We start from the raw sequence: 21,670 nt of genomic DNA on the forward strand, positions 1-21,670 counted from the left end.
CCGAGTCAGTCGGCGGTGGCCACGAGCGGTTCCAGGGTCAGTGCCGGATGCTCCTTCTCGATGTACTGCAGCCGCCACTTGTCGCTGAACAACGCGAGTAGCGCGCCGTCGCTGCGGGTGAACACCTCGACCCCGCGCTGGCGTCCGAGTTCATCGGCCGAGGCGGCATCGGTGCGCCGGGCCAGCGTGTACGGCAGATGATCCATCTGCGTCTCGACGTTGTATTCGGCCTGCATACGGGCGGTGACCACCTCGAACTGCATCGGGCCGACCGCCGCGAGCACAGGGGAGGCGTCGCCGCGTGCCTCGTTGCGAAGAACCTGCACGACGCCCTCGGAGTCGAGCTGGTCGATCGCCTTGCGGAACTGCTTGTACTTGCCCGCGCTCTGGGCCCGCAGCACCGCGAAATGTTCCGGCGCGAAGGACGGGATGGGCGGGAACTCCACCTTCTTGTCCACGAACAGGGTGTGCCCCGGCGCCAGCGCGGTGGCGTTCACCAGGCCGACCACATCGCCGGGATAGGCGGTGTCGACGGTGGCGCGTTCCCGGCCGAACACCGTGAGCGCGTATTTCGTCGCGAACGGACGTCCGGTCTGGGCATGGGTGACGACCATGCCCCGCTCGAACTCGCCGGACACGATCCGCATGAAGGCCAGCCGGTCGCGGTGGGCGGTATCCATGCCAGCCTGCACCTTGAACACCACCGCGCTGAACGGGTCGGTCGTCGCGCGCTCGCCACCATCGACATCACGACGTCCGGCAGGCGCGGGCGCCAGCGCGACCAGTGTCTCCAGTAGCTGGCGCACTCCGAAGTTCAGCATGGCCGATGCGTAGATGACCGGGGAGGTCTGCCCGGCGAGGAACAATTCCTGATCGTGGTCCTGGCCGGTGGCCGAGAGCAGTTCGCTCTCCTCGGCGGCGGTATTCCACGCCTCGCCTTCGCGCGCCTCGGCCGATTCCGGGCTCAGCGATTCTTCCGGCGCGATGGTTGCGCCGCCGGCGGTGCGGGTGAAGTGGATGTATTCGACGGCCTCGCCGTCTGTGCCGCGGCGCAGCAGGCCGCGGAAATCGCCTGCGATGCCGACCGGGAGGAACAACGGGGTCGGGGTCAGGCCGATCCGCTCGTCGATCTCGTCCAATAGTTCCAGCGGCGCGCGGCCGGGCCGGTCCCATTTGTTGATCACGGTGATGACCGGGATACCGCGGTGACGGCAGACCTGAAACAGCTTCAGCGTCTGCGGCTCCAGGCCTTTGGCGGCGTCGATGAGCATGACCGCGGCGTCGACGGCGGTCAGCACGCGATAGGTGTCCTCGGAGAAGTCCGAGTGGCCGGGGGTATCGACCAGGTTGATCACGTTGTCGATATCGGAGCCGGCGGCGCGGTAGTTGAACTGCAGCGCGGTCGAGCTGACCGAGATGCCGCGCGCTTTCTCCATCTCCATCCAGTCCGAGACCGTGGACTTGCGGCCCGCCTTACCGTGGATGGCGCCCGCCTCCGAGATCATCCTGGCGTGTAGCGCGAGCGCCTCGGTGAGCGTCGACTTACCGGCGTCCGGATGTGAGATCACGGCGAAGGTCCGCCGCCTCGACACCTCGGCGGGCAGCCCGCGTGAACCGGACGAGACGCCGTCAGTGGAGGCGGTCAACAGCAGCAACCTTTCGGGGGATGCGAGGATATCGGCAACCGGTCCAGCGTACTGGACCGAAACGAACCCGATTCATCATGGCGCTGACCACCCGATTCAAGCTCGACAACGGCGTTGCGCTATGGTGGTCAGGTTGTCTCGGCGAGGGTGACCGCAGACTTTTGCGACACCGTGATCGACGCGGCTCGGCTTCCGGCCGTCCTCGTTCTGTCTTCGCCCGACGAGTAGACCAACCGAGCCAGGACTCTCACGTCCCTGGCGCCCACAGTTGACCAGCCCGGAAGAGCCGTAGGAGTAGATCAGGTCATGTCCGACGCCAACCTTCTCGAAGCCGCAGTCCGCACCGAGTTCGGCAAGGGCGCGGCCCGCCGCACCCGTCGTGACGGCAACGTCCCCGCCGTGCTGTACGGCCACCAGTCCGATCCCCAGCACCTGGCGCTCGACGCCAAGGCGTTCGCGGCGATCCTGCGTGAGCACGGCACCAACGCGGTGCTCAACCTCGTCATCGAGGGCAAGAAGCAGCTGGCGCTGACCAAGTCGGTCGTCGTGCACCCGATCCGCCGCTACATCGAGCACGCCGACCTGCTCGTCATCAAGAAGGGCGAGAAGGTCACCGCCGACGTCACCGTCACCATCGTCGGCGACGCGGCCCCCGGCACCCTGGTCACCCAGGACGCCACCACCGTCTCCATCGAGGCCGACGCGCTGAACATCCCCGAGACCATCGAGGTCTCGGTCGAGGGTGTCGAGGCCGGCACCCAGATCAACGCCGCCGACCTGCAGCTGGCCGAGGGCATCACCCTGGCCGTCGACGGCGAGACCCTGATCGTCAACGTTATCGCCGCTCCGGCCGCTGCTGCCGAGGCCGAGGGTGAAGCCGAAGCCGAAGCCGAGGGCGAGAGCGCCGAATAAGAATCGCGAATCGGTTGTCTCGATGACCGAATCCACGCCAGCGCTCGTCGTCGGCCTCGGTAACCCGGGCGCCGAATACGAGCGCACCAGGCACAACGTGGGGTTTCTGGTCGCCGACGTGCTCGCCGAGCGCGTCGGCGGCCGTTTCAGTGTGCACAAGAAGTCCGGCGCCGATCTGCTGACGGCCCGGCTCGACGGCCGTCAGGTCCTGATCGCCAAACCTCGCACCTACATGAATCTGTCCGGCCGCCCGGTGGCCGCGCTGGCTCGCTTCTTCTCCGTGCCCGCGACCGAGGTGATCGTCGTGCACGACGAACTCGATCTGCCCTTCGGCGCGATCAAGCTCAAACGCGGCGGTGGAGAAGGCGGGCACAACGGCCTGCGTTCGGTGTCTCAGGCACTGACCACCAAGGACTATTTGCGCACCCGCATCGGCATCGGCCGCCCGCCGGGCAGGCAGGATCCGGCGGACTATGTGCTCAAGCCGTTCTCCGCGCCGGAGCGCAAGGACGTCCCGGTCCTGGTCGAGCAGGCGGCCGATGCCGTGGAGCTACTGTTGCGAGTCGGGCTGGAAACCGCGCAGAACCAGCTGCATTAGTGCAGATGAACCGCCGTGGCGGCGCGGCGCAGCTTGCCCGATGACGTCTTCGGCAGGGCGCCGGGGCCGAGCACCGCGACCGTGCGTGGGCGCACGCCCACCTCGGAGAACACCGCGTGCACGATCTCGCGTTCGATACGTTTGACCTCCTCCGGATTGTGGTGGTCGTTGCTCTCCACCACCACCGCGAAACTCTCCCGTTTCTGGCCCGCGTCCAACCGCACCGCGACCGCATTGCCGGGGCGCACACCGGTCACGCGCATGGCGGCCCGCTCGATATCGGTGGGGAAAATATTGCGGCCGCCCATGATGATGACGTCCTTGATCCGCCCGCAGACCACGATCATGCCCTCATCGGTGAAGTATCCGATATCCCCGGTGTCGAGCCAGCCATCGTCATCCTGCGCCGAACGGAATCCCTCGACGGTCACATAGCCGGAAGTGACGGCGGGGCCGCGCAATTCGATCACACCCACCGACCGGGTCGGCAGCGGCTGACGTTCGGCGTCGACGATGCGGCCTTCCAGATCGTCGACCAGATAGCCGAGCGTCGGCAGCCTGCGGATATTGCCGTGATGGGAGCCCTGGTCGTGCACCGGGACAGCCTTGCCGAGCGCCTCGAGCAGATCGGCGTCGACGATATCGAGCACCTGTCCGTGTCCGGGATCGGGAATGGACACCGCGAGCGTCGTCTCGGCCATGCCGTAGACGGGTGTCAGCGCCATCGGGTTGAGCCCGAAGCGTTGTCCGGCCACGGCCAATTTGTCCATGGTGTCCGGATCGACCGGTTCGGCACCGTTCCACATGTAGCGGACGCAGCTCAAATCCAGGTTCGACCCTTCGGCCTGGTCGAGGCGACGGGCCAGCAGCGAGTACGCGAAATTCGGTGCCGCGGTGACGGTGCCGCGATAACGGTCGATCAGCTCGGCCCACAGGATCGGCCGCTGCAGGAAATCGATCGGCGTCACGCAGACCACCTCGGCGCCGAATTGCATCGGGACGCTGAGGAATCCGACCATGCCCATATCGTGGAACAGCGGCAGCCAGCTGACCATCACATCATTGTCGAGCTGGAACTTCACCCGGTTGAACATGGCGTAGGCGTTGACGAAGAAGTTCTCATGGGTGATCCGCACCGCCTTGGGCGATCCGGTGGAACCCGAAGTCAGTTGTTGTAGTGCGATATCGGCTTCACCGGTCGGCAGCGGATCGGTATCGGCGCCCTCGCGCAGCTGGTCGATCCGCACCACGGCGATGCCGCGTTCCCGCAGTAACGGCTCGGCGGCCTCGAACGGTGCGCCGAGGATCACCGCCCGCGCCTCGATCATGCCGAGCACTGTCTCGGTATCGCGCGCCCACACCGCGAGATCGGTGCGCGGCGTCGGCTGATGCAGCATGGTGATCGATGCGCCGCGCATCCATACGCCCTGACACGCGGGCGCGATATCGACCGGCATCCCGGCCAGCACGCCGACCGCGTCGCCGTGCCCGATTCCGGCCGCGGCCAGGCCGCCCGCCATGCGCCGCGCGATCTGATGGATCTCGCCCCACGTCTGCCGCAGCGGTGCATCCGGTTCCCCGGTCACCAGCCCGCGCGTGGTCTCGCGCGCCGTCGCGTACATCTCCTCGGTGAACCTGCTCAACGCCCGCTCCTCACCGGCCAACCGGCCGCCAACCGACCTGCACTCAACTATCCCGCTAACCGAGCCCTGCGTTAACCCCCTCCGTGTGTGCGCTGGTCAGCGCCACATTCCCGCATGAAGAGAAGGGTGCGTGGGCGGGGTCGATCGACGGCCGCCCCGAACCCGCGTGCCGAATCCCCGCCGCACCGCATCCGCCCGTCCCGCGGCATCGCCGCCGACCGGCCCAGGGATAGTAGCCCGCTGCATCGCGGACCGGGCCCGCGCCGTATCGGCGTGGCGCGGACCGAACACGCCGGGAGCGTCGGGCACATCGCTCGAGGGCACGTGAAAACCCTTGGGGTCGTGCCGGTATGCGTGGTGTGGGCCGGGCGCGCCGTGGTTCGGCGATCAGCGGCGTGGCGGCAGCGGGATGCGGGCCAGGTCGGCGGCGATGACGATATCTCCGTTGAAAACCTTTGCGGCCTCGGCGAAGTGTTCGTCCAGGGTGCGATATCGCTGGGAGAAATGAGTCAGCACCAGCGTGCGCACACCCGCCTCGGCCGCGACCCGCGCGGCCTGGCCTGCGGTGAGATGGCCGTGCTCCTCGGCCAGGTGTGCGTCCGCGTCCAGGAATGTCGCCTCGATGACCAGCATGTCCACCCCGGCCGCGAGTTCGTACACCCCCGGGCACAGCCGGGTGTCCATGACGAACGCGAAGCTCTGTCCGGGACGGCGGGAGCTCACCTCGTCGAGGGTGACAGTGCGGCCGTGCCAATCGACCCTGCCGTCGCGTTGTAATCTGCCGACCGCCGGGCCGTGCAGGCCAAGCGCTTCGAGCCGTTCCGGCCGGATGCGGTGGCCGTCGGGTTCGGTGATCCGGTAGCCGAACGCCTCCACCGGATGGGACAGCTGGACCGCGCTCAACTGGAACGGTGCGCCATGGGCCGTGAGCGGACCCGGTTCGGTGATCGGATGCCTGCGCAGTTCGATGGTGCGGTAGTAGGCGCTGGCATCGCACAGTCGCTCGAAGTACTGCTCACCGGAGGCGGGGTAGTAGCTGTCGATCGGTTGCGGGACCTGGTCCAGGTTGATCCGCTGCACCACTCCCGCCAGTCCGAGACAGTGGTCGCCGTGGAAATGGGTGATCGCGATCCGGGTCAGGTCGGTGACCGAGACGCCGGCATGGATCATCTGCCGCTGGGTGCCCTCACCCGGATCGAACAGGATGCCTTCGGCGCCCCACCGCAGCAGATATCCGTTGTGGTTGCGCTGTTTGGTCGGCACCTGGCTCGCGGTGCCGAGAACGATCAGTTCGCGCTGGGACATCGACCCGCGCCGCCCGTCAGAGTCCCGCGACAGCGGTGAGGAAACGATCCAGCTCGTCGAAATCGACGAAGCAGTGCGGCGAGGCCCGCACCACCGCATCGAGCGCGCGCCCGGACATATCCAGCAGCGTGGAACTGCGATGGCTGACGGTGACGGTGATGTCCTGTGCGGCAAGCCGATCACGCACCCGCACCGGCGCAACGGCGTCGAGGGTGAACGAGACGATGCCACTGTGCCGCAGGCCGAGATCGCGGACGGTGACCCCGGGGATCTCGGACAGTCCCTTGCGCAGGTATTCGGCCCTGGCGGCGATCGCGGCATACACCTCGTCGGGACCGAGCTCGAGCAGGTAGTCGACGGCGGCGCCGAGGCCGAGGCGGGCGGCCACATCGTGTTCCCAGAACTCGAATCGGCTCGCATCGGGGGCCAGTCGGTAATCATCCGGTGCGGTCCACTCCGCGCTGTGCAGATCCAGCCGCCCGGGCTCCATCGCCGCGGCCAATTCTGGACGCATGTACAGGAACCCGGTGCCGCGCGGACCGCGCAGCCATTTACGTCCGGTCGCCGACAGTGCGTCCACGCCGAGTTCGGCGACGTCGAGCGGGATCTGTCCGGCGGACTGGCAGGCGTCGAGCAGCACCAGCGCACCGGCTCGGTGCGCGATCCTGGTGGCCTCCGCGGCCGGGTTCACGAGGCCGCCATTGGTCGGCGCGTGCAGCAGCGATACCAGCTTCACCCGGTCGTCGACGAGGTCGGCGAAGGCGTCGAGGTCGAGTTGGCCGGTGGCATCGCTCGGGATGGGCTCGACCGTTGCCCCCGTCGCGCGGGCGCGCTGCAATGCGGCGATGGCATTGCTGGCGTAGTCCGAGCCGGAGATGAGGATGCGGTCACCGGGGCCGAGGGGCACCGAATAGAAGAAGTCGGCCCAGGATCTGGTGGCGCTGTCGCTGAGCGCGATGCTTGCCGGTGTGGCGTTGATGAGCGTGGCGATCGACTGCTTGACCGCGGCCAGGTCGTCGAGCCGTTCATTGGCCGCGCGGTAGCCGCCGACCTCGGCTTCCCGCCGTAGATGCGCTGTCGCCGTCTCGGTGACGACCCGCGGCGGCAGCGAGGAACCCGCGCTGTCGAGGAAAACCAGACCGTTTCCGACACCGGCGGTGTCCTCGCGTATGCGCTGCTCATTCAGCATGCAGACGACGATATCCGGTCGAGCGATCTGCGCGCTCGCCGATTACTTGTCGGTATCCGTCGCTACCCTGGAATCCACCGACGACGACGCCGGCACATGAACTCGCCATATCGCAGCACCGAATATCCCGACGATCCCCTCGCGACACAGATCCACCGCGCACTGGAACCACCTGGAGGTCGAGCATGGCGGTCACACTCGAGCGCAGGCAGGCACGGCAGATTGCCACGGATCGGGAACTGTCCTCCCGCGCGGCGGCCGAAGCCTATGTCGGCGGGGTCTGCTTCAAGCTGGGTCCGCCGGGGTTGATCGGCGCCGAACTCGAATGGCTCACCACTCACGGTGAGTGTCCGGCGTCAGGCCCGACGGCCGCCCCGCGTCCGCCCATCGACCTGCTCGCGGATGCCCTCGGACCGTACGCACCACGGTCCATTGCCCCTGATTCGCCCGCACTCGCGCTCCCGGGCGGTAGCCGGGTCACCATCGAACCCGGTGGTCAGCTCGAACTCTCCAGCGCGCCCTTCGCCTCCGCCGCCCAGCTCGGCGAACAGCTCTCCGCCGATGCGCGCATGCTGCGCAGCCTCCTCGAATCCCAGTGCCTCGGCATCGTTTCCGCGGCCGCCGACGCCGACCGCCGTGCCCGCCGCGTTCTGCGGCTACCCCGTTATCAGGCCATGGAGCGCTACCTCGCAGGCATCGGCCCGTTCGGCAAACTCATGATGTGCAATACCGCGGCGACGCAGGTCAGCGTCGATGCGGGCGCCGACCGCGCCGAGGTCGGTGCGCGCTGGACCGCGCTGTACACGATCGGTCCCGCGCTACTGGCCGCCTTCGCCTGCTCACCGGAACTGCGCGGCGCGCCAGCCGGGGAGTGGGCCTCCCAGCGCATGCGGACCTGGCTACGGCTCGACCACTCCCGTACCCGGCCGCCGGTCGAGGACTGGGCCGACCCGATCACCGGGTACGCCCGCTGGGCGCTGGATGCGCCGCTGCTGTGTGTGCGATCCGGCGAGCCCGGCGCGAACGGCGGCAACGACTGCTCATGGGCCGCCCCACCCGGCGCGACCTTCGCCGACTGGATGTCCGGTGCGTTGGACGATGAGATCGGCCGCCGCCCCGACCGCAGCGACCTCGACTATCACCTCACCACGATGTTCCCGCCCGTCCGCCCCTCTGGGCACCTCGAGGTCCGCTACCTCGACGCGCAGCCGGGCGCGAGCTGGACGGTCCCGATCGATGTCATCGATGCCCTGATGTCCTCCCCGGCCGCCGTGGCCGAGGCGACGTCGATCGCTGGGTCCACCGCGGGCCAGTGGCTCGACGCCGCCCGCTGTGGACTGGTCGACCCCGCGATCCGCACTGCCGCCGTCGACCTGCTGGAAGCGGCCGCCGCCCGTGCGGCCACACCCGCCGCGGCCGACGACATCGGCGCGGCGGCCCGTCGGTGCCGCGGTGCTCGCCCACCCGGCAGGAACCACGCCGGAGGTGAGTCGTGAGAGGCCGAACCCCGCCGACCAGCCCGACCTCCTCGCAACGACCCCCGAACGACCCGGAGTTGCCTCGTGACCGTCCACTTGCCCGCTGACGACACCAACGACACCGAACAGCTGCGCGCGCACATCGCCGAAACGCTGTCGCGGGCACGATCACGCAGTGCCGCACTGACCGACTGCCTTGACGAGGCCGAACTCGTCGCGCAGCATTCGCGCCTGATGAGCCCGCTGGTGTGGGATCTGGCGCATATCGGCAATCAGGAAGAGCTGTGGCTGGTGCGTGATGTCGGTGGGCGGGAACCGGTGCGTGCCGATATCGACGAGCTCTACGACGCGTTCAAACATGCCAGGGCGAACCGGCCCGCGCTGCCGCTGCTGAACCCCGGCCAGGCCCGCGACTATGTCGGCACTGTCCGCGACAAGGTGTGGGACGTGTTGGACCGCAGTTCCTTGCGTGGTGCGCCGCTGGTGGACGGCGGGTTCGCGTTCGGCATGATCGCCCAGCACGAACAGCAGCACGACGAGACCATGCTGGCCACCCACCAGTTGCGCGCGGGTGCGGCGGTATTGTCCGCACCTGCTGCGCCGACCGGCACCGCATCGGTCACCGGCGAAGCGATCATCCCGGCGGGCCAATTCATGATGGGCACGTCCACCGACCCGTGGGCGCTGGACAACGAACGGCCCGCGCATCCGGTGCATGTGCCCGGTTTCGCCATCGACGCCGCGCCCGTCACCAACGAGCAATACCTGGCCTTCCTCGCCGACGGTGGTTACGAGCGCCCGGAACTGTGGTCCGGGCGTGGGTGGGCACATCGCGTCGAGGCCGGTCTGGTCGCACCGCAGTTCTGGGAGCGGGATCCGGCCGGTCAGTGGTGGCGGCGGGTCTTCGGCGTGATGACGCCGCTGCGGCCGCATCAGCCCGTAGTGCATGTGTGCTGGTTCGAGGCCGAGGCTTACGCGCGCTGGGCGGGTAAACGTCTGCCCACCGAGGCCGAATGGGAGAAGGCGGCCCGCCACGATCCCGAGACCGATCGGTCGCGGCGATACCCGTGGGGCGATTCCGACGCCGATGCGGCCCACGCGAATCTCGGCCAGCGCCATCTGGAACCGGCCGAAGTCGGCGCCTATCCGTCGGGTGCATCGCCGAGCGGTGTGCACCAGCTCATCGGCGATGTCTGGGAATGGACCGCCTCCGGTTTCGAGGCCTACCCGGGCTTCCGAGCCTTCCCTTACCGCGAGTACTCGGAGGTGTTCTTCGGTGGCGACTACCGCGTCCTGCGAGGCGGTTCGTTCGGCACCGATCCGGTCGCCTGCCGTGGCACCTTCCGCAACTGGGACCATCCGATTCGACGGCAGATCTTCGCCGGCTTCCGGTTGGCCCGGGATCTGAAGCCGGGGGAGGCCGCGTGATCGGCGGCGCAGGCGATCTGCCAACGCCTGGTGTGCTCGCGCTGCGCGCCGAGGCATGGGCCGCACGGGACGTGCGTGGCGGCCCCACGATCACAACCGACGGGTTCGGTGTCGCGTGGTGGCGTCCACCCGCCGATGGCGCTGGCCCGGTTCTGGTGAGCGGCCAAGTGCCCGGGAGTGGCGCCCATGTGTAGACATCTGGCCTACGTAGGCCCACCGGTTCCGGTCGGCGACCTTTTCACCCGCGGTGTGCACGCCCTGCGCACTCAGGCATGGGCCCCACGAGACATGCGGGGTGGCGGCACGATCAACGCCGACGGGTTCGGAGCCGCCTGGTGGCGTCCGCCCGCCGACGGCACCGGTCCGGCTCGTGCGAGCCGCTATCGCAATGCCGCACCGATCTGGACCGATCCGGCGGTAGAGGAGGTGCTGCCGCAGATCGAATCGCGGGCAGTGCTAGCCGCCATCCGGTCGGCGACCGTTGGGATGCCGGTGGAGAGGTCGGCCTGCGCCCCGTTCATCGATGACGGCTGGGCCTTCAGCCACAACGGGGTGGTGCCGAACTGGCGTAAGGCGCTCACCGCGTCCCTCGCCGATCTGGACAGCGCCGCGGCCCGCGCGGGCGCCACCCGCATGTTCCGGACTGCCGACCTGCTCGACGCCGAGTCGGCGACCGATTCGGCCGCACTGTGGGTGCTGCTGCGCGGGCTGCTCACGCCAGGAGCGCCAGAGGATCTGGTGGCGAATCCGGCCGACGCGCTGCGCCTGCTCGTCACGACCGTGGTCGCCCACGCGCCGACCGCACGGATCAATCTGCTGCTCGGCGACGGTACGAGAATCTGGGCCACCGCCTGGGAGCACGCCCTCTCGGCGCTGGTGACCGACGAGTTCGCCGTGGTCGCGTCCGAGCCTTACGACGCCGATCCGCGCTGGCGTCCGATTCCCGAGCACAGCCTCGTGTACGCCGAGCCGGGCACCCTGACGATCGAACCACTCGACCAGTGAACGGCATGACACCGGGCCAACCCCTCGACGACAAGGATTCCGCAATGACCGCACCAACGCTGGAAATCCATCTCACCGACGACGACCTCACCGCGGCGCTGCGCGCGGACGCCAGGCACGGGCTCACCGCCGACCCGAAGTGGCTGCCGCCCAAATGGTTCTACGATGCCCGCGGTAGCGAGCTGTTCGAGCAGATCACCCAACTGCCCGAGTACTACCCGACCCGCACCGAACGCGCTCTGCTGGAACGGGTGGTCGCCGAGATCGCTCGCGCGGCGCAGGCCGAGGTGCTGGTGGAACTCGGTGCGGGCTCGGCCGCAAAGACCCGGCTGCTGCTAACGGCGCTCAGCGCCGAGGCTCCGCTGAAAACCTACGTGCCGCAGGATGTCTCGTCCGCGGCGTTGCGGGCAGCCGCTGCCGAGGTCGCAGACGAATTCCCCGGACTCACGGTGCACGGCGTGGTCAGCGACTTCACCGATACCCTGCACAATCTGCCGCGAGGCGGACGCCGGATGATCGCGTTCCTCGGCGGCACCATCGGCAATCTCGTCCCCGCCGAGCGCGCCGAATTCCTCACCGATATCCACGATGTCCTCGAACCCGGCGAACATCTGCTGCTCGGTGCGGGTCTGGTGATCGATCCCGCGATCCTGGTGCCTGCCTACGACGATGTCGCCGGGGTGACAGCCGAGTTCAACCGCAATGTGCTGCACGTCCTCAATGCGAGGCTCTCGGCGGACTTCGATCCGGACAAGTTCCGCCACATCGCGCTCTGGGACGCCGAACACGAATGGATCGAGATGCGGCTCGAAGCCATCGAGGATATGCGAGTGACGGTGGCCGACCTCGATCTCGTGGTCGACTTCGCGCGTGGGGAGCAGATGCGCACCGAGATCTCGGCCAAGTTCCGGCTCGAGGGCCTCGATACCGAACTGTCCGCAGCCGGTTTCACCCTTGACAAGGCGTGGACCGACCCGGATACCCGCTTCACGCTGGTCTTGGCCACACGCAGCTGAGTGCGGACCGAGGTCCGATCCGGTGAGCAGGTGCCTCGCACCTGGTACGGGACCGCCGGGGACGAGTTCCGCGGCCAGGGCGGCGGGATCGGGGGCGGTACCCGGATCAGTCCTGTTCCGGGACGATATCGGCGTTGAAGAAGGCGAAGGTGAGGATCAACCCGATCGCCATCGCCACACCCGCCGCGATCGCCGCCCACTTACCCAACGGTTCGCCCTTGTTGTGGCCGATGATGCCGAGGATGATGCCTGCCGGACCGAACAGAATCGGGCAGAACAGCAGGCAGATGCCCGCGCAGACGAATCCGATGATGGAGAACACCTGCGTGCCGGAACGCTGCGGTTCGGCCTCGTAGGGCTGGAAGGACTGCTGCGGGTACGAAGGGAATCCACCGCCCGCTTCGCCTCCTGGTCCCGCGGCGGGTGGGTAGGCGCCGCCTTCGGGATAGCCCGGCTCCCCGGTCGGCCCGCCACCCCACTGGTCGCCGCCCGGTTGTCCCGCCGGGTACTGCTGACCATACGGTTGCTCCCCGCCGGTCCACTGATCACCTGATGGGGGCTGCCCGGACGTCGACTGCACGCCACCGGGCTGCGCGCTCCACGCCTGCCCCTCCGCGCTCTCCGATGGCTCCGCGCGCCACGCCTGTTCGGGCACCTCACCACCGGGGCCTGCCGTGCCGCCGGTGGGCTTCTGTAGCCCCGGCGGTTCCGTCCCGGCACCCTCGCCCGGCGCCGATCCGGTCACCTCACCCGCCTGGCTCGCCTGCTCGGGGGTCTCCGGCTCCCGGTCCGGTGGCGTGGCGCGGGGCTCCCCGTCCTGCGGCTGGTCCCCGCTGCCGGGTTCCTGCGGTTGCTGCGGCGTGCTCATAGCGCTCTCCTCATTCGTCCGATCAGGCGTTTCGGGTACGGCGGTGGAGCAGGTAGCGGTCTACTGGTCGGGTTCGTCCACGATCTCCATGGCGGCGACCTCGGCGGGCCGATCGTCATCGTCGGCGATCTCGGCGGCGCGACGCCGCGGTGTCCATTCCTGGTCGAGTTCCTCCTCGATGCCGAGGCGTCCGTCGTCATCGCCGGCGCGATTGCGGATCCGCAGGTCTTCGGGCGGATTCTCGATGACGCTCTCGTAGGCGCGGATCTCGTCTGCCTGCTCGTCGTCCCCCATGTCCTCATCCAACGGGTCACGGTCCATACCAGCCAGTATGCGCCGAACGGCCTGCCGAGCGCGGGAACCGGAGCAACAAAAATGGCGGGCCCGGACCGAGTGGTCCGGGCCCGCCGAGAGGCTGGGGAAACTACGCGTTGCCGTTGAACAGACCCGTCACCGAGCCGTTCTCGAACACCTCGCGGATGGTGCGGGCCAGCAGCGGTGCGATGGACAGCACGGTCAGCTGCGGGAACTTCTTGTCCTCGGTGATCGGCAGGGTGTTGGTCACCACGACCTCCTTGGCGCCGCAGGCGGCCAGCCGCTCGGCGGCAGGCGAGCTCAGCACACCGTGGGTCGCGGCGATCACCACGTCGCCGGCACCGGCTTCCTTCAGCACGCTGACCGCGCCGGCGATGGTGCCACCGGTGTCGATCATGTCGTCGATCAGGATGCAAGTGCGGCCCTCGACCTCACCGACCACGCGGTTGGACTTGACCTGGTTGGGCACCAGCGGGTCGCGGGTCTTGTGGATGAACGCCAGCGGCGACCCACCGAGCGAGTCCGCCCACTTCTCGGCGACGCGCACGCGGCCGGAGTCAGGGGAGACGACGGTGATGTGCTCGAGGCTGTAGTTCGACCGGACGTACTCGGCCAGCTGAAGCTGGGCGTGCATGTGGTCGACCGGGCCGTCGAAGAAACCCTGGATCTGATCGGTGTGCAGGTCGACGGTGATGATGCGGTCCGCGCCCGCGGTCTTGAGCAGGTCGGCGACCAGACGAGCCGAGATGGGCTCACGGCCGCGGTGCTTCTTGTCCTGGCGCGCGTACGGGTAGAACGGCAGAACCGCGGTGATCCGCTTGGCCGAACCGCGCTTGAGCGCGTCGATCATGATGAGCTGTTCCATCAGCCACTCGTTCAGCGGCGCGGGGAAGCTCTGCAGGACGAAGGCGTCGGAACCACGCACCGACTCCTCGAAGCGAACGAAGATCTCGCCATTGGCGAAATCGCGCGCGGTCTGGGGCGTGACGTGGACATCGAGTTCCTTGGCGACCTGTTCGGCCAGCTCAGGATGCGAACGTCCGGCGAAGAGCATCAGGTTCTTCTGGTTGTCGATCCATGACGCGGTCACTGCTGTTTGCCATCCTTTAGCTCGATTGCCTGACTCGACATCTCGTTTTCCGCGATGGCTTCCGCCGCCGCGCGCGCCGCAGCGGTTCCGGGACGATACCGCTGCACCCAGTTCTCAATATTGCGCTGTGGTCCACCCGACACGGCGAGCGCCCCCGGCGGAACGTTTCTGCGCAGTACAGTACCCGCCGCCGAATACGCGCCGTCACCCACGGTGATGGGTGCGACGAACATCGTGTCGCTACCCGTACGCACATGTGAACCGACTGTCGTGTGGTGTTTGTTCACCCCGTCGTAGTTCACGAAAACGCTGGACGCGCCGATGTTGCTGTGCTCGCCGATGGTCGCGTCACCGACGTAGGTCAGATGCGGCACCTTGGAATGCGCACCGATGTCGGCGTTCTTGGTCTCGACGAACGCACCGAGCTTGCCCGACTCGCCGAGCACGGTACCCGGCCGCAGGTAGCTGAACGGTCCGATGGTCGCCGCGGGCCCGATCACCGCGCCCTCACCGTGGGTGCGGACCACCTTGGCGCCGTCGCCGACGATCACATCGGTGAGTGTGGAGTCCGGTCCGACCTCGGCGTCCTCGCCGACGACGGTATTGCCGAGCAGCTGGACACCGGGCCGCAGCACGACGTCGCGGCCGATCCGCACCCCGGCATCCACCCAGGTGGTGGCCGGATCGATGACAGTCACCCCGGCACGCATATGCCGTTCCACGATGTAGCGGTTCAGCGTGCGGGCGGCCGCGGCCAGCTGTACCCGGTCGTTGACTCCGGTGACCTTGGCGGCGTCGACCAGGCGGGCGCCCTGCACGGGATGGCCCGCTTCGTGGGCCAGCCGCAGCACATCGGTCAGGTAGAGCTCATGCTGGGCGTTGGCGGTGGACAGCCTGCCGAGCATGGTGCGCAGCACCGTGACGTCGAAGGCGTACACACCGGAGTTGACCTCGTTGATCTGGGCCTGTTCCGGGGTGGCGTCGGCGTGCTCGACGATCTCGACGACCTGGCCGTCGGCCTCGCGCACGATCCGGCCGTAGCCGTTCGGGTCCTCGGGGACGAAGGTCAGCACCGTTACCGCGGGGCGGTCGGCGTAGCTGCGGTGCTCGTCGAGCAGAGCCGAGAGCGTATGCCCGTCCAGTAGCGGTACGTCGGCGGAGGTGACGAGCACGTCACCGGTGAAGTCGGCGGGCAATGCGGTCAATCCGCACTGCACGGCGTGGCCGGTGCCGAGCTGCTGCTCCTGCACGGCCGGAATGATCTCGCGGGCCTGTTCGGTGGCCACCGCCGCGACTGCGGCGCCGACCTGTTCCCGGTCGTGCCCGACCACCGTGATCAGATACGCGGGGTCGATCTCGTTCGCCGCATGCAGCGCGTGCGCGAGCATGCTGCGGCCGGCCAGCGAATGCAATACCTTGGGGGTCTTCGACCGCATTCGTGTCCCGGCACCGGCTGCGAGAACGACGACGGCGGTCTGCTGTGGCATGAATCTCCCTCGGCTACCTGTCATCGTGCTGGTCCAACGCGTGCGGGCCCACGCTGCTCACACTGCCCATGAGCCGGCACCGTGTCCGTAGCAGGCCACCGTGCCATCGGCCGGTCACCGCACCTGTGCGCTGGACACCGTACCCGCGAGTTGTTGCGCTGTGCTCGCGTGCTCCGCCGCCAGGACTCGAACCTGAACTATCTGAACCAAAATCAGAGGTGCTGCCATTACACTACGGCGGATTGTCGCATCGACGGAACACAAACGCGCCCGCCAGTGCGCTTCGGCACGGCAACGATACTCGCATGCCGACCTCGGATCCGTCGAACCGTGCGCGTAATTCGCGCGCCCGACTGCGCCACCGCCCGAGCTGTCTGGAACAGTTGTCCAAGACCGTTACGCCGGCGTAGGTAGGGAGGCCAATGCACGAGACACCCACGACCGGCGAGAATCCGCGGGCAGGCGGTCACGCCGACAAATCGCGCCGCACCGCATCACCCGCGCGTCCGCGGATGACGGGCACGCAGCGGCGCCAGCAGCTGATCGAAATCGGTCGCGCGTTGTTCGCCGAGCGCGGCTACGACGCGACGTCCATCGAGGAGATCGCCCAGCGCGCCCAGGTGTCCAAGCCTGTGGTCTACGAACATTTCGGCGGTAAAGAGGGGCTTTACGCCGTCGTCGTCGACCGTGAGATGTCGATGTTGCTGGACATGATCACCTCCTCGCTGACCCAGAATCGCTCGAGGGTCCGGCTCGAGCAGGTGGCGCTTGCGCTGCTCACCTATATCGAGCAGCGCACCGACGGGTTCCGCATCCTGGTCCGCGATCAGCTGCCGCAAACCGGCGACGGCCGCTATTCGAGCCTGCTCAACGAGGCCGTCAACCAGGTCGCGCACATCCTCGCCGGCGATTTCGAACGCCGTGATCTCGACACCAGCCTGGCCACCCTCTACGCGCAGGCGCTCGTCGGCATGGTGTCGACGGCGGCGACCTGGTGGCTGGATGAGCGCACTCCCTCCAAGGAGGTGGTCGCGGCGCATCTGGTCAACCTGTGCTGGAACGGTCTCAGGCACCTCGAGGCCGATCCACAGCTCAGTTCGGAGTGGCCGGCCGGGACCGAGAACTGACTGGGAGAGTTAACCGGTGAATTGCGAACGAGCTTGCACCACATGCTCGAATCGGTTGGTGCGGGGCGCGCTGGTGGTACGGTTCACCCATCCTTTGGGTGCTGTTCGGGCGGTATGTCGGTCAAATTCGGGATGTCGGTCTACTTCAGGATGGCTGGTTTTGGGATGACAGGCGGATCTGATGGCTAGGCAAGCGCGCGCGGAGATCACCCGCGACTCCGTCCTCGCGGGCGCGGCCGATGTCTTTCTGCGCTTGGGCTATGCGAACGCGAGCCTGAGCGAGATCATCGCGCAGTCCAATGTGACCAAGGGCGCCTTGTACTTTCACTTCGGTTCGAAGGAAGAGCTGGCGCGCGCCGTCGTCGACCAGGGCAATGAGCGCCTGGTGAGCTCGTGCCAGGGTTTCTTCGATCCCCGGGTGCCCGCCCTGGAGGCGTGTATCGGTATCACCTACGTGGTGGCCGACCTATCGATGAACGATCCGATGGTTGGCGCGATGCTCAAGCTGACGCATCAGATCGGTGACTACCGCGGCGCCGCGGGCGACAACATCGCCAAGTCCTGGGGCGAGACCTACCGGCTGCTGGCCGAGCGCGCCATCGCGCAGGGCGACCTGAACGCCGACCTCGACCCGGAAACCATCGGCCTGCTGCTGAACGGCGTCACCACCGGTGTGCACATCGTCGCGGTCGGCACCGATTCCATCGACCAGATGGCCACCAGGATGGAACGCGCCTGGTATTTCCTGCTGCCCTCCATCGTCCCCCCCGGACAAACTCTCCTACTTCCGCGAGTTCGCCGCCCGCAGGCTCCGCCGCTACGTGCCGTAATTTTGGCGGCTGGCGCCGAAAAGCGAGCCATGAGGGGGCCGCGAACATGCCGCGACGAAGGAGCGGCAAAATAGCACCAGCCGGTCGATTCGCCCGTTCGCGTTCAGGAGTTGAGCATGTCTGCCCCACGTCCACCTCTGGCGGGCCTGGCCGCCGCGGCCGGCGCCGATATCGCGCTGCGGACCGTATCCGACCTGGTCGGCACGTCGCGGGTGGAGTTGGTCGCACCTGCCGCGGTGCGCGCGTTCGTGGCGGGGACGCTGGCGGCGAGTAATCCCGTCGTTGTGGTGACGGCCACCGGGCGCGAGGCCGATGACCTGACCGTCGAGTTGACCGAGATCCTGGGTGAGGCCGTCGCGCAGTTCCCGTCGTGGGAGACGCTGCCGCATGAGCGGCTCTCGCCCGGCGCCGACACCGTCGGCCGCAGGCTCGCGGTGCTGCGCAGGCTGGCGCATCCAGATGATCCGGTGTTTCCGGAACCACTGCGCGTGGTGGTGACCACCGTGCGGTCGCTGATGCAGCCGATGGCGTCGGGGCTCGGGGAGATCGAACCGATCGTGCTGCGGGTCGGCACCGAAACCGACTTCGACGAATTGCTCACTCGCCTGGTCGAATTCGCCTACACCCGGGTCGACATGGTCGGCAAACGCGGTGAGTTCGCGGTTCGCGGCGGCATCCTCGATGTTTTCCCGCCGACTGCTGATCATCCGGTCCGCGTGGAGATGTGGGGTGACGAGGTCAGCGAACTGCGCCCGTTCTCTGTCGCCGATCAGCGCTCACTTGCCGAACTCAGCGTCGATGTCGTGGTCGCGCCGCCCTGCCGGGAACTGCTGCTCACCGAGGCCGTCCGTGACCGCGCCGCCGAGGTGGCGGCCGCGAATTCTGCCGACGCGGCGCTGGTGGAGATGCTGGAGAAGCTGTCGCAGGGCATCCCCGTCGACGGTATGGAGGCGCTGCTGCCGGTACTGCAGCCGGGCGAGCTGAGCTTGCTCACCGAGGAACTGCCCGAGGGCACCCATCTGCTGTTGTGCGATCCGGAGAAGATCCGCACCCGCGCCGCCGACCTGATGCGCACCGGCGCCGAATTTCTCGAGGCGTCCTGGACCGCTGCCTCGTTCGGCGGTGACGCACCGCTGGGCGGCCACGGCCTCGATCTGGCCGCCTCTGCCTACCGGTCGCTGCCCGATATCCACGACAGCGCCACCGAAGAGGATCTGCCTTGGTGGACGCTGAGCCCGCTGACCTCGGGTGATCCGGCCGAAGTCGTGCTTCCGGTGCTGGCCGGGCCCGCCGCACGGGGTTCGGAAGAACTGGTCGCGACCATCTTCGCGTCGCTGCGCGCGCACGTCACCACCGGTGGACGCGCGGTCGTGGTGGTGGCCGGTCACGGTACCGCCCAGCGCGTGCTGGAACGCCTTGCCGACGCTGACGTCCCCGCCGCCGCCCTGGAGGCCGGTGGTGAGCCCGAGGCCGGTGTGGTGGGCGTGCTGTGCGGTTCGCTGCACGACGGCATCATCTTCGACGACGCGGGCCTGGTCGTCGTCGCCGAATCCGATCTGACCGGCAACCGGGTCACCGCACCCACCGAGGGCAAACGACTGCCGGCCAAACGCCGTAACCAGGTCGATCCGCTGGCACTCAGCGCGGGCGACATGGTGGTGCACGATCAGCACGGCATCGGCCGGTTCGTCGAGATGATCGAGCGAACCGTCGGCGGCGCCCGTCGCGAGTACCTGGTCATCGAGTACGCGCCCGGTAAGCGTGGCCAGCCGGGCGACCGGCTGTTCGTGCCGATGGAGTCACTGGACCAGCTGTCGCGTTATGTCGGCGGCGAGATGCCGAGCCTGTCGAAGCTCGGCGGCTCGGATTGGGCCAACACCAAGCGCAAGGCCCGCAAGGCGGTGCGCGAGATCGCCGGTGAGCTGGTGCAGCTCTACGCCGCGCGGCAGGCGGCGCCCGGTCACGCGTTCGGCCCGGACACTCCGTGGCAGCAGGAGATGGAAGACGCGTTCGCGTTCACCGAGACCGTCGACCAGATGACCGCCATCACCGATGTGAAATCGGATATGGAGAAGGCGGTCCCGATGGACCGGGTCGTGTGCGGTGACGTCGGCTACGGCAAGACCGAGATCGCGGTACGTGCGGCGTTCAAGGCGGTGCAGGACGGCAAGCAGGTCGTCGTGCTGGTCCCGACGACGCTGCTGGCTCAGCAGCATCTACAGACGTTCACCGAACGTGTCGCGGGCTTCCCCGTCACGGTCAAGGGTCTGTCGCGTTTCACCGACCCCGCCGAATCGCGTGAGGTGCTCGAGGGCATGGCCGCCGGTGAGGTCGACATCGTCGTCGGCACCCACCGGCTGTTGCAGACCGGGGTGCGCTGGAAGGACCTCGGCCTGGTCATCGTCGACGAGGAACAGCGATTCGGTGTGGAGCACAAGGAACACATCAAGGCGCTGCGCACCCACGTGGATGTGCTCACGATGTCCGCGACGCCGATTCCGCGCACGCTGGAGATGAGCCTGGCGGGCATCAGGGAGATGTCGACCATCCTCACCCCGCCGGAGGAACGTCACCCGGTGCTGACCTACGTCGGTGCCTACAGCGAGAAGCAGGTCACCGCCGCCATCCGGCGTGAGCTGCTGCGCGACGGGCAGGTCTTCTACGTGCACAACCGGGTGTCCTCGATCGACAAGGCCGCCAAGCGCATTCGTGATCTTGTCCCGGAGGCGCGGGTGGTTGTCGCGCACGGGCAGATGAACGAGGACACGCTCGAAAGCACCGTGCAGGGCTTCTGGCAGCGCGAGTTCGACGTGCTGGTGTGCACCACCATCATCGAGACCGGTCTCGACATCTCCAACGCCAATACCCTGCTCGTGGAACGTGCCGACACCTTGGGTCTGTCGCAGCTGCATCAGCTGCGCGGCCGGGTCGGTCGCAGCCGCGAACGCGGTTACGCGTACTTCCTGTACCCGCCGGAGAAGCCGCTCACCGAAACCGCCTACGACCGGTTGGCCACTATCGCGCAGAACTCCGATCTCGGTGCCGGTATGGCCGTCGCCATGAAGGATCTGGAGATTCGCGGTGCGGGCAATGTGCTCGGCGCCGAACAGTCCGGGCACGTTGCGGGCGTCGGTTTCGATCTCTATGTCCGGCTGGTCGGTGAGGCGGTCGAGGCCTACCGTGCGGCCGCGGACGGCAAACCGATCACCACCGAGGAGACCAAGGAGGTGCGCATCGATCTGCCGGTGGATGCGCACATTCCGCCCGACTACATCACCAGCGATAGGCTGCGGCTCGAGGCATACCGCAAACTGGCCGCCGCACAGGACGATCCGGCGTTGGCCGCCGTGGTGGAGGAGCTCGTCGACCGGTACGGTTCGCTGCCGGTGGAGGTCGGCAGGCTGGTGTCGGTGGCCAAACTGCGGCTGCTTGCCCGCGAATACGACGTCACCGAGATCGCGGTCACCGGAACCACGGTGAAGATCTCGCCGCTGACCCTGCCCGATTCCAAGCAGTTGCGGCTCAAGCGGATCTACCCAAGCGCCACCTACAAGGCCGCAAGCGGCGTGGTCGGCGTGCCGTTGCCGCGGGTTCAGGACAGTGTCGGTGCGGACCGGTTGCGCGACGTGCCGCTGCTGCAATACCTCGCCGACCTGCTGTTGGCATTGGACGGTAAGGCGCAGGGAGCGGTCGACCTCACTGTCGCCACCGAGGTCTCGGCAGCCCGATGACC

Annotated in this window: 17 protein-coding genes, 1 tRNA gene and 1 pseudogene; 10 read left to right on the top strand and 9 right to left on the bottom strand. The window is 67.8% G+C overall.

Going from position 1 to position 21,670, the window contains the following annotated elements; genetic code table 11:
* Positions 1–5: 5 nt before the first annotated feature.
* Entirely contained in the window at positions 6–1,646 is a 1,641-nt protein-coding gene (locus GV792_RS12565; RefSeq protein ID WP_163824270.1) for a peptide chain release factor 3, read from the bottom strand.
* Between the two features lie 306 nt (positions 1,647–1,952).
* Between GV792_RS12565 and GV792_RS12570 the strand changes: the two genes are divergently transcribed.
* Positions 1,953–2,558: a 50S ribosomal protein L25/general stress protein Ctc gene (locus GV792_RS12570; RefSeq protein WP_163824271.1), complete on the top strand. Its 606-nt coding sequence runs from the start codon at positions 1,953–1,955 to the stop codon at positions 2,556–2,558.
* A gap of 22 nt (positions 2,559–2,580) precedes the next feature.
* Positions 2,581–3,156 carry an aminoacyl-tRNA hydrolase gene (gene pth, locus GV792_RS12575; protein WP_163824272.1) on the top strand — a complete coding sequence of 192 codons (576 nt, stop codon included), beginning with the start codon at positions 2,581–2,583 and terminating at the stop codon, positions 3,154–3,156.
* Here the strand turns inward: pth and GV792_RS12580 are convergent.
* The 3 genes from GV792_RS12580 to GV792_RS12590 form a co-directional block, all read right to left on the bottom strand.
* A complete protein-coding gene (locus GV792_RS12580; protein ID WP_163824273.1) occupies positions 3,153–4,799 on the bottom strand; it encodes a fatty acyl-AMP ligase in 1,647 nt (548 codons plus the stop codon). The genes pth and GV792_RS12580 overlap by 4 nt on opposite strands.
* A gap of 387 nt (positions 4,800–5,186) precedes the next feature.
* A complete protein-coding gene (locus GV792_RS12585; RefSeq protein WP_163824274.1) occupies positions 5,187–6,104 on the bottom strand; it encodes a ribonuclease Z in 918 nt (305 codons plus the stop codon).
* 16 nt (positions 6,105–6,120) lie between these two features.
* Entirely contained in the window at positions 6,121–7,293 is a 1,173-nt protein-coding gene (locus tag GV792_RS12590; RefSeq protein ID WP_163824275.1) for an aminotransferase class V-fold PLP-dependent enzyme, read from the bottom strand.
* A gap of 185 nt (positions 7,294–7,478) precedes the next feature.
* Between GV792_RS12590 and egtA the strand changes: the two genes are divergently transcribed.
* The 5 genes from egtA (at position 7,479) to egtD (ending at position 12,220) form a co-directional block, all read left to right on the top strand.
* Positions 7,479–8,789, top strand: a complete 1,311-nt coding sequence (egtA, locus tag GV792_RS12595) for an ergothioneine biosynthesis glutamate--cysteine ligase EgtA (RefSeq protein WP_163824276.1) — start codon at positions 7,479–7,481, stop codon at positions 8,787–8,789.
* A gap of 111 nt (positions 8,790–8,900) precedes the next feature.
* A complete protein-coding gene (gene egtB / locus GV792_RS12600) occupies positions 8,901–10,199 on the top strand; it encodes an ergothioneine biosynthesis protein EgtB (protein ID WP_175584320.1) in 1,299 nt (432 codons plus the stop codon).
* Positions 10,196–10,393, top strand: a complete 198-nt coding sequence (locus GV792_RS12605) for a hypothetical protein (protein WP_163824278.1) — start codon at positions 10,196–10,198, stop codon at positions 10,391–10,393. Before egtB ends, GV792_RS12605 begins: the two co-directional genes overlap by 4 nt.
* Positions 10,386–11,204 carry an ergothioneine biosynthesis protein EgtC gene (gene egtC / locus GV792_RS12610; RefSeq protein ID WP_163824279.1) on the top strand — a complete coding sequence of 273 codons (819 nt, stop codon included), beginning with the start codon at positions 10,386–10,388 and terminating at the stop codon, positions 11,202–11,204. Before GV792_RS12605 ends, egtC begins: the two co-directional genes overlap by 8 nt.
* Before the next feature lie 44 nt (positions 11,205–11,248).
* A complete protein-coding gene (gene egtD, locus GV792_RS12615) occupies positions 11,249–12,220 on the top strand; it encodes an L-histidine N(alpha)-methyltransferase (protein WP_163824280.1) in 972 nt (323 codons plus the stop codon).
* 106 nt (positions 12,221–12,326) lie between these two features.
* Here the strand turns inward: egtD and GV792_RS29255 are convergent, their stop codons facing one another.
* The 5 genes from GV792_RS29255 to GV792_RS12640 all read right to left on the bottom strand — a co-directional run bounded on the left by GV792_RS29255 (position 12,327) and on the right by GV792_RS12640 (position 16,222).
* Complete coding sequence (locus GV792_RS29255) at positions 12,327–13,088, bottom strand: DUF4190 domain-containing protein (protein ID WP_175583015.1); 762 nt, start codon at positions 13,086–13,088, stop codon at positions 12,327–12,329.
* Positions 13,089–13,148: 60 nt separating this feature from the next.
* Positions 13,149–13,409: a hypothetical protein gene (locus tag GV792_RS12625; protein WP_163824281.1), complete on the bottom strand. Its 261-nt coding sequence runs from the start codon at positions 13,407–13,409 to the stop codon at positions 13,149–13,151.
* 103 nt (positions 13,410–13,512) lie between these two features.
* Complete coding sequence (locus tag GV792_RS12630; RefSeq protein WP_163824282.1) at positions 13,513–14,493, bottom strand: ribose-phosphate diphosphokinase; 981 nt, start codon at positions 14,491–14,493, stop codon at positions 13,513–13,515.
* Complete coding sequence (gene glmU, locus GV792_RS12635) at positions 14,490–15,980, bottom strand: bifunctional UDP-N-acetylglucosamine diphosphorylase/glucosamine-1-phosphate N-acetyltransferase GlmU (RefSeq protein WP_163824283.1); 1,491 nt, start codon at positions 15,978–15,980, stop codon at positions 14,490–14,492. Before glmU ends, GV792_RS12630 begins: the two co-directional genes overlap by 4 nt.
* Before the next feature lie 171 nt (positions 15,981–16,151).
* Positions 16,152–16,222: transfer RNA gene (locus GV792_RS12640), tRNA-Gln, on the bottom strand.
* 270 nt (positions 16,223–16,492) lie between these two features.
* Here GV792_RS12640 and GV792_RS12645 point away from each other — a divergent pair.
* The 3 genes and pseudogenes from GV792_RS12645 (at position 16,493) to mfd (ending at position 21,668) form a co-directional block, all read left to right on the top strand.
* On the top strand, positions 16,493–17,107 hold the full coding sequence (locus GV792_RS12645) for a TetR/AcrR family transcriptional regulator (RefSeq protein ID WP_085996260.1): 615 nt from the start codon (positions 16,493–16,495) through the stop codon (positions 17,105–17,107).
* Positions 17,108–17,288: 181 nt separating this feature from the next.
* Positions 17,289–17,937: pseudogene (locus GV792_RS12650) on the top strand (TetR family transcriptional regulator).
* Positions 17,938–18,053: 116 nt separating this feature from the next.
* Positions 18,054–21,668, top strand: a complete 3,615-nt coding sequence (mfd, locus tag GV792_RS12655; RefSeq protein ID WP_163824284.1) for a transcription-repair coupling factor — start codon at positions 18,054–18,056, stop codon at positions 21,666–21,668.
* Positions 21,669–21,670: the final 2 nt, after the last annotated feature.

The organism is Nocardia cyriacigeorgica (genome assembly GCF_010868145.1).
Classification (GTDB): Bacteria; Actinomycetota; Actinomycetes; order Mycobacteriales; family Mycobacteriaceae; genus Nocardia; species Nocardia cyriacigeorgica_D.

What these genes read in the sequence shown, in the direction of transcription:
- GV792_RS12570 (WP_163824271.1), top strand. Translation starts at nt 1,953, where the DNA reads ATGTCCGACGCCAACCTTCTCGAAGCCGCAGTCCGCACCGAGTTCGGC.
- pth (WP_163824272.1), top strand. Translation starts at nt 2,581, where the DNA reads ATGACCGAATCCACGCCAGCGCTCGTCGTCGGCCTCGGTAACCCGGGC.
- GV792_RS12585 (WP_163824274.1), bottom strand. Translation starts at nt 6,104, where the DNA reads ATGTCCCAGCGCGAACTGATCGTTCTCGGCACCGCGAGCCAGGTGCCG.
- GV792_RS12590 (WP_163824275.1), bottom strand. Translation starts at nt 7,293, where the DNA reads ATGCTGAATGAGCAGCGCATACGCGAGGACACCGCCGGTGTCGGAAAC.
- egtA (WP_163824276.1), top strand. Translation starts at nt 7,479, where the DNA reads ATGGCGGTCACACTCGAGCGCAGGCAGGCACGGCAGATTGCCACGGAT.
- egtC (WP_163824279.1), top strand. Translation starts at nt 10,386, where the DNA reads ATGTGTAGACATCTGGCCTACGTAGGCCCACCGGTTCCGGTCGGCGAC.
- egtD (WP_163824280.1), top strand. Translation starts at nt 11,249, where the DNA reads ATGACCGCACCAACGCTGGAAATCCATCTCACCGACGACGACCTCACC.
- GV792_RS29255 (WP_175583015.1), bottom strand. Translation starts at nt 13,088, where the DNA reads ATGAGCACGCCGCAGCAACCGCAGGAACCCGGCAGCGGGGACCAGCCG.
- GV792_RS12625 (WP_163824281.1), bottom strand. Translation starts at nt 13,409, where the DNA reads ATGGACCGTGACCCGTTGGATGAGGACATGGGGGACGACGAGCAGGCA.
- glmU (WP_163824283.1), bottom strand. Translation starts at nt 15,980, where the DNA reads ATGCCACAGCAGACCGCCGTCGTCGTTCTCGCAGCCGGTGCCGGGACA.
- GV792_RS12645 (WP_085996260.1), top strand. Translation starts at nt 16,493, where the DNA reads ATGACGGGCACGCAGCGGCGCCAGCAGCTGATCGAAATCGGTCGCGCG.
- mfd (WP_163824284.1), top strand. Translation starts at nt 18,054, where the DNA reads ATGTCTGCCCCACGTCCACCTCTGGCGGGCCTGGCCGCCGCGGCCGGC.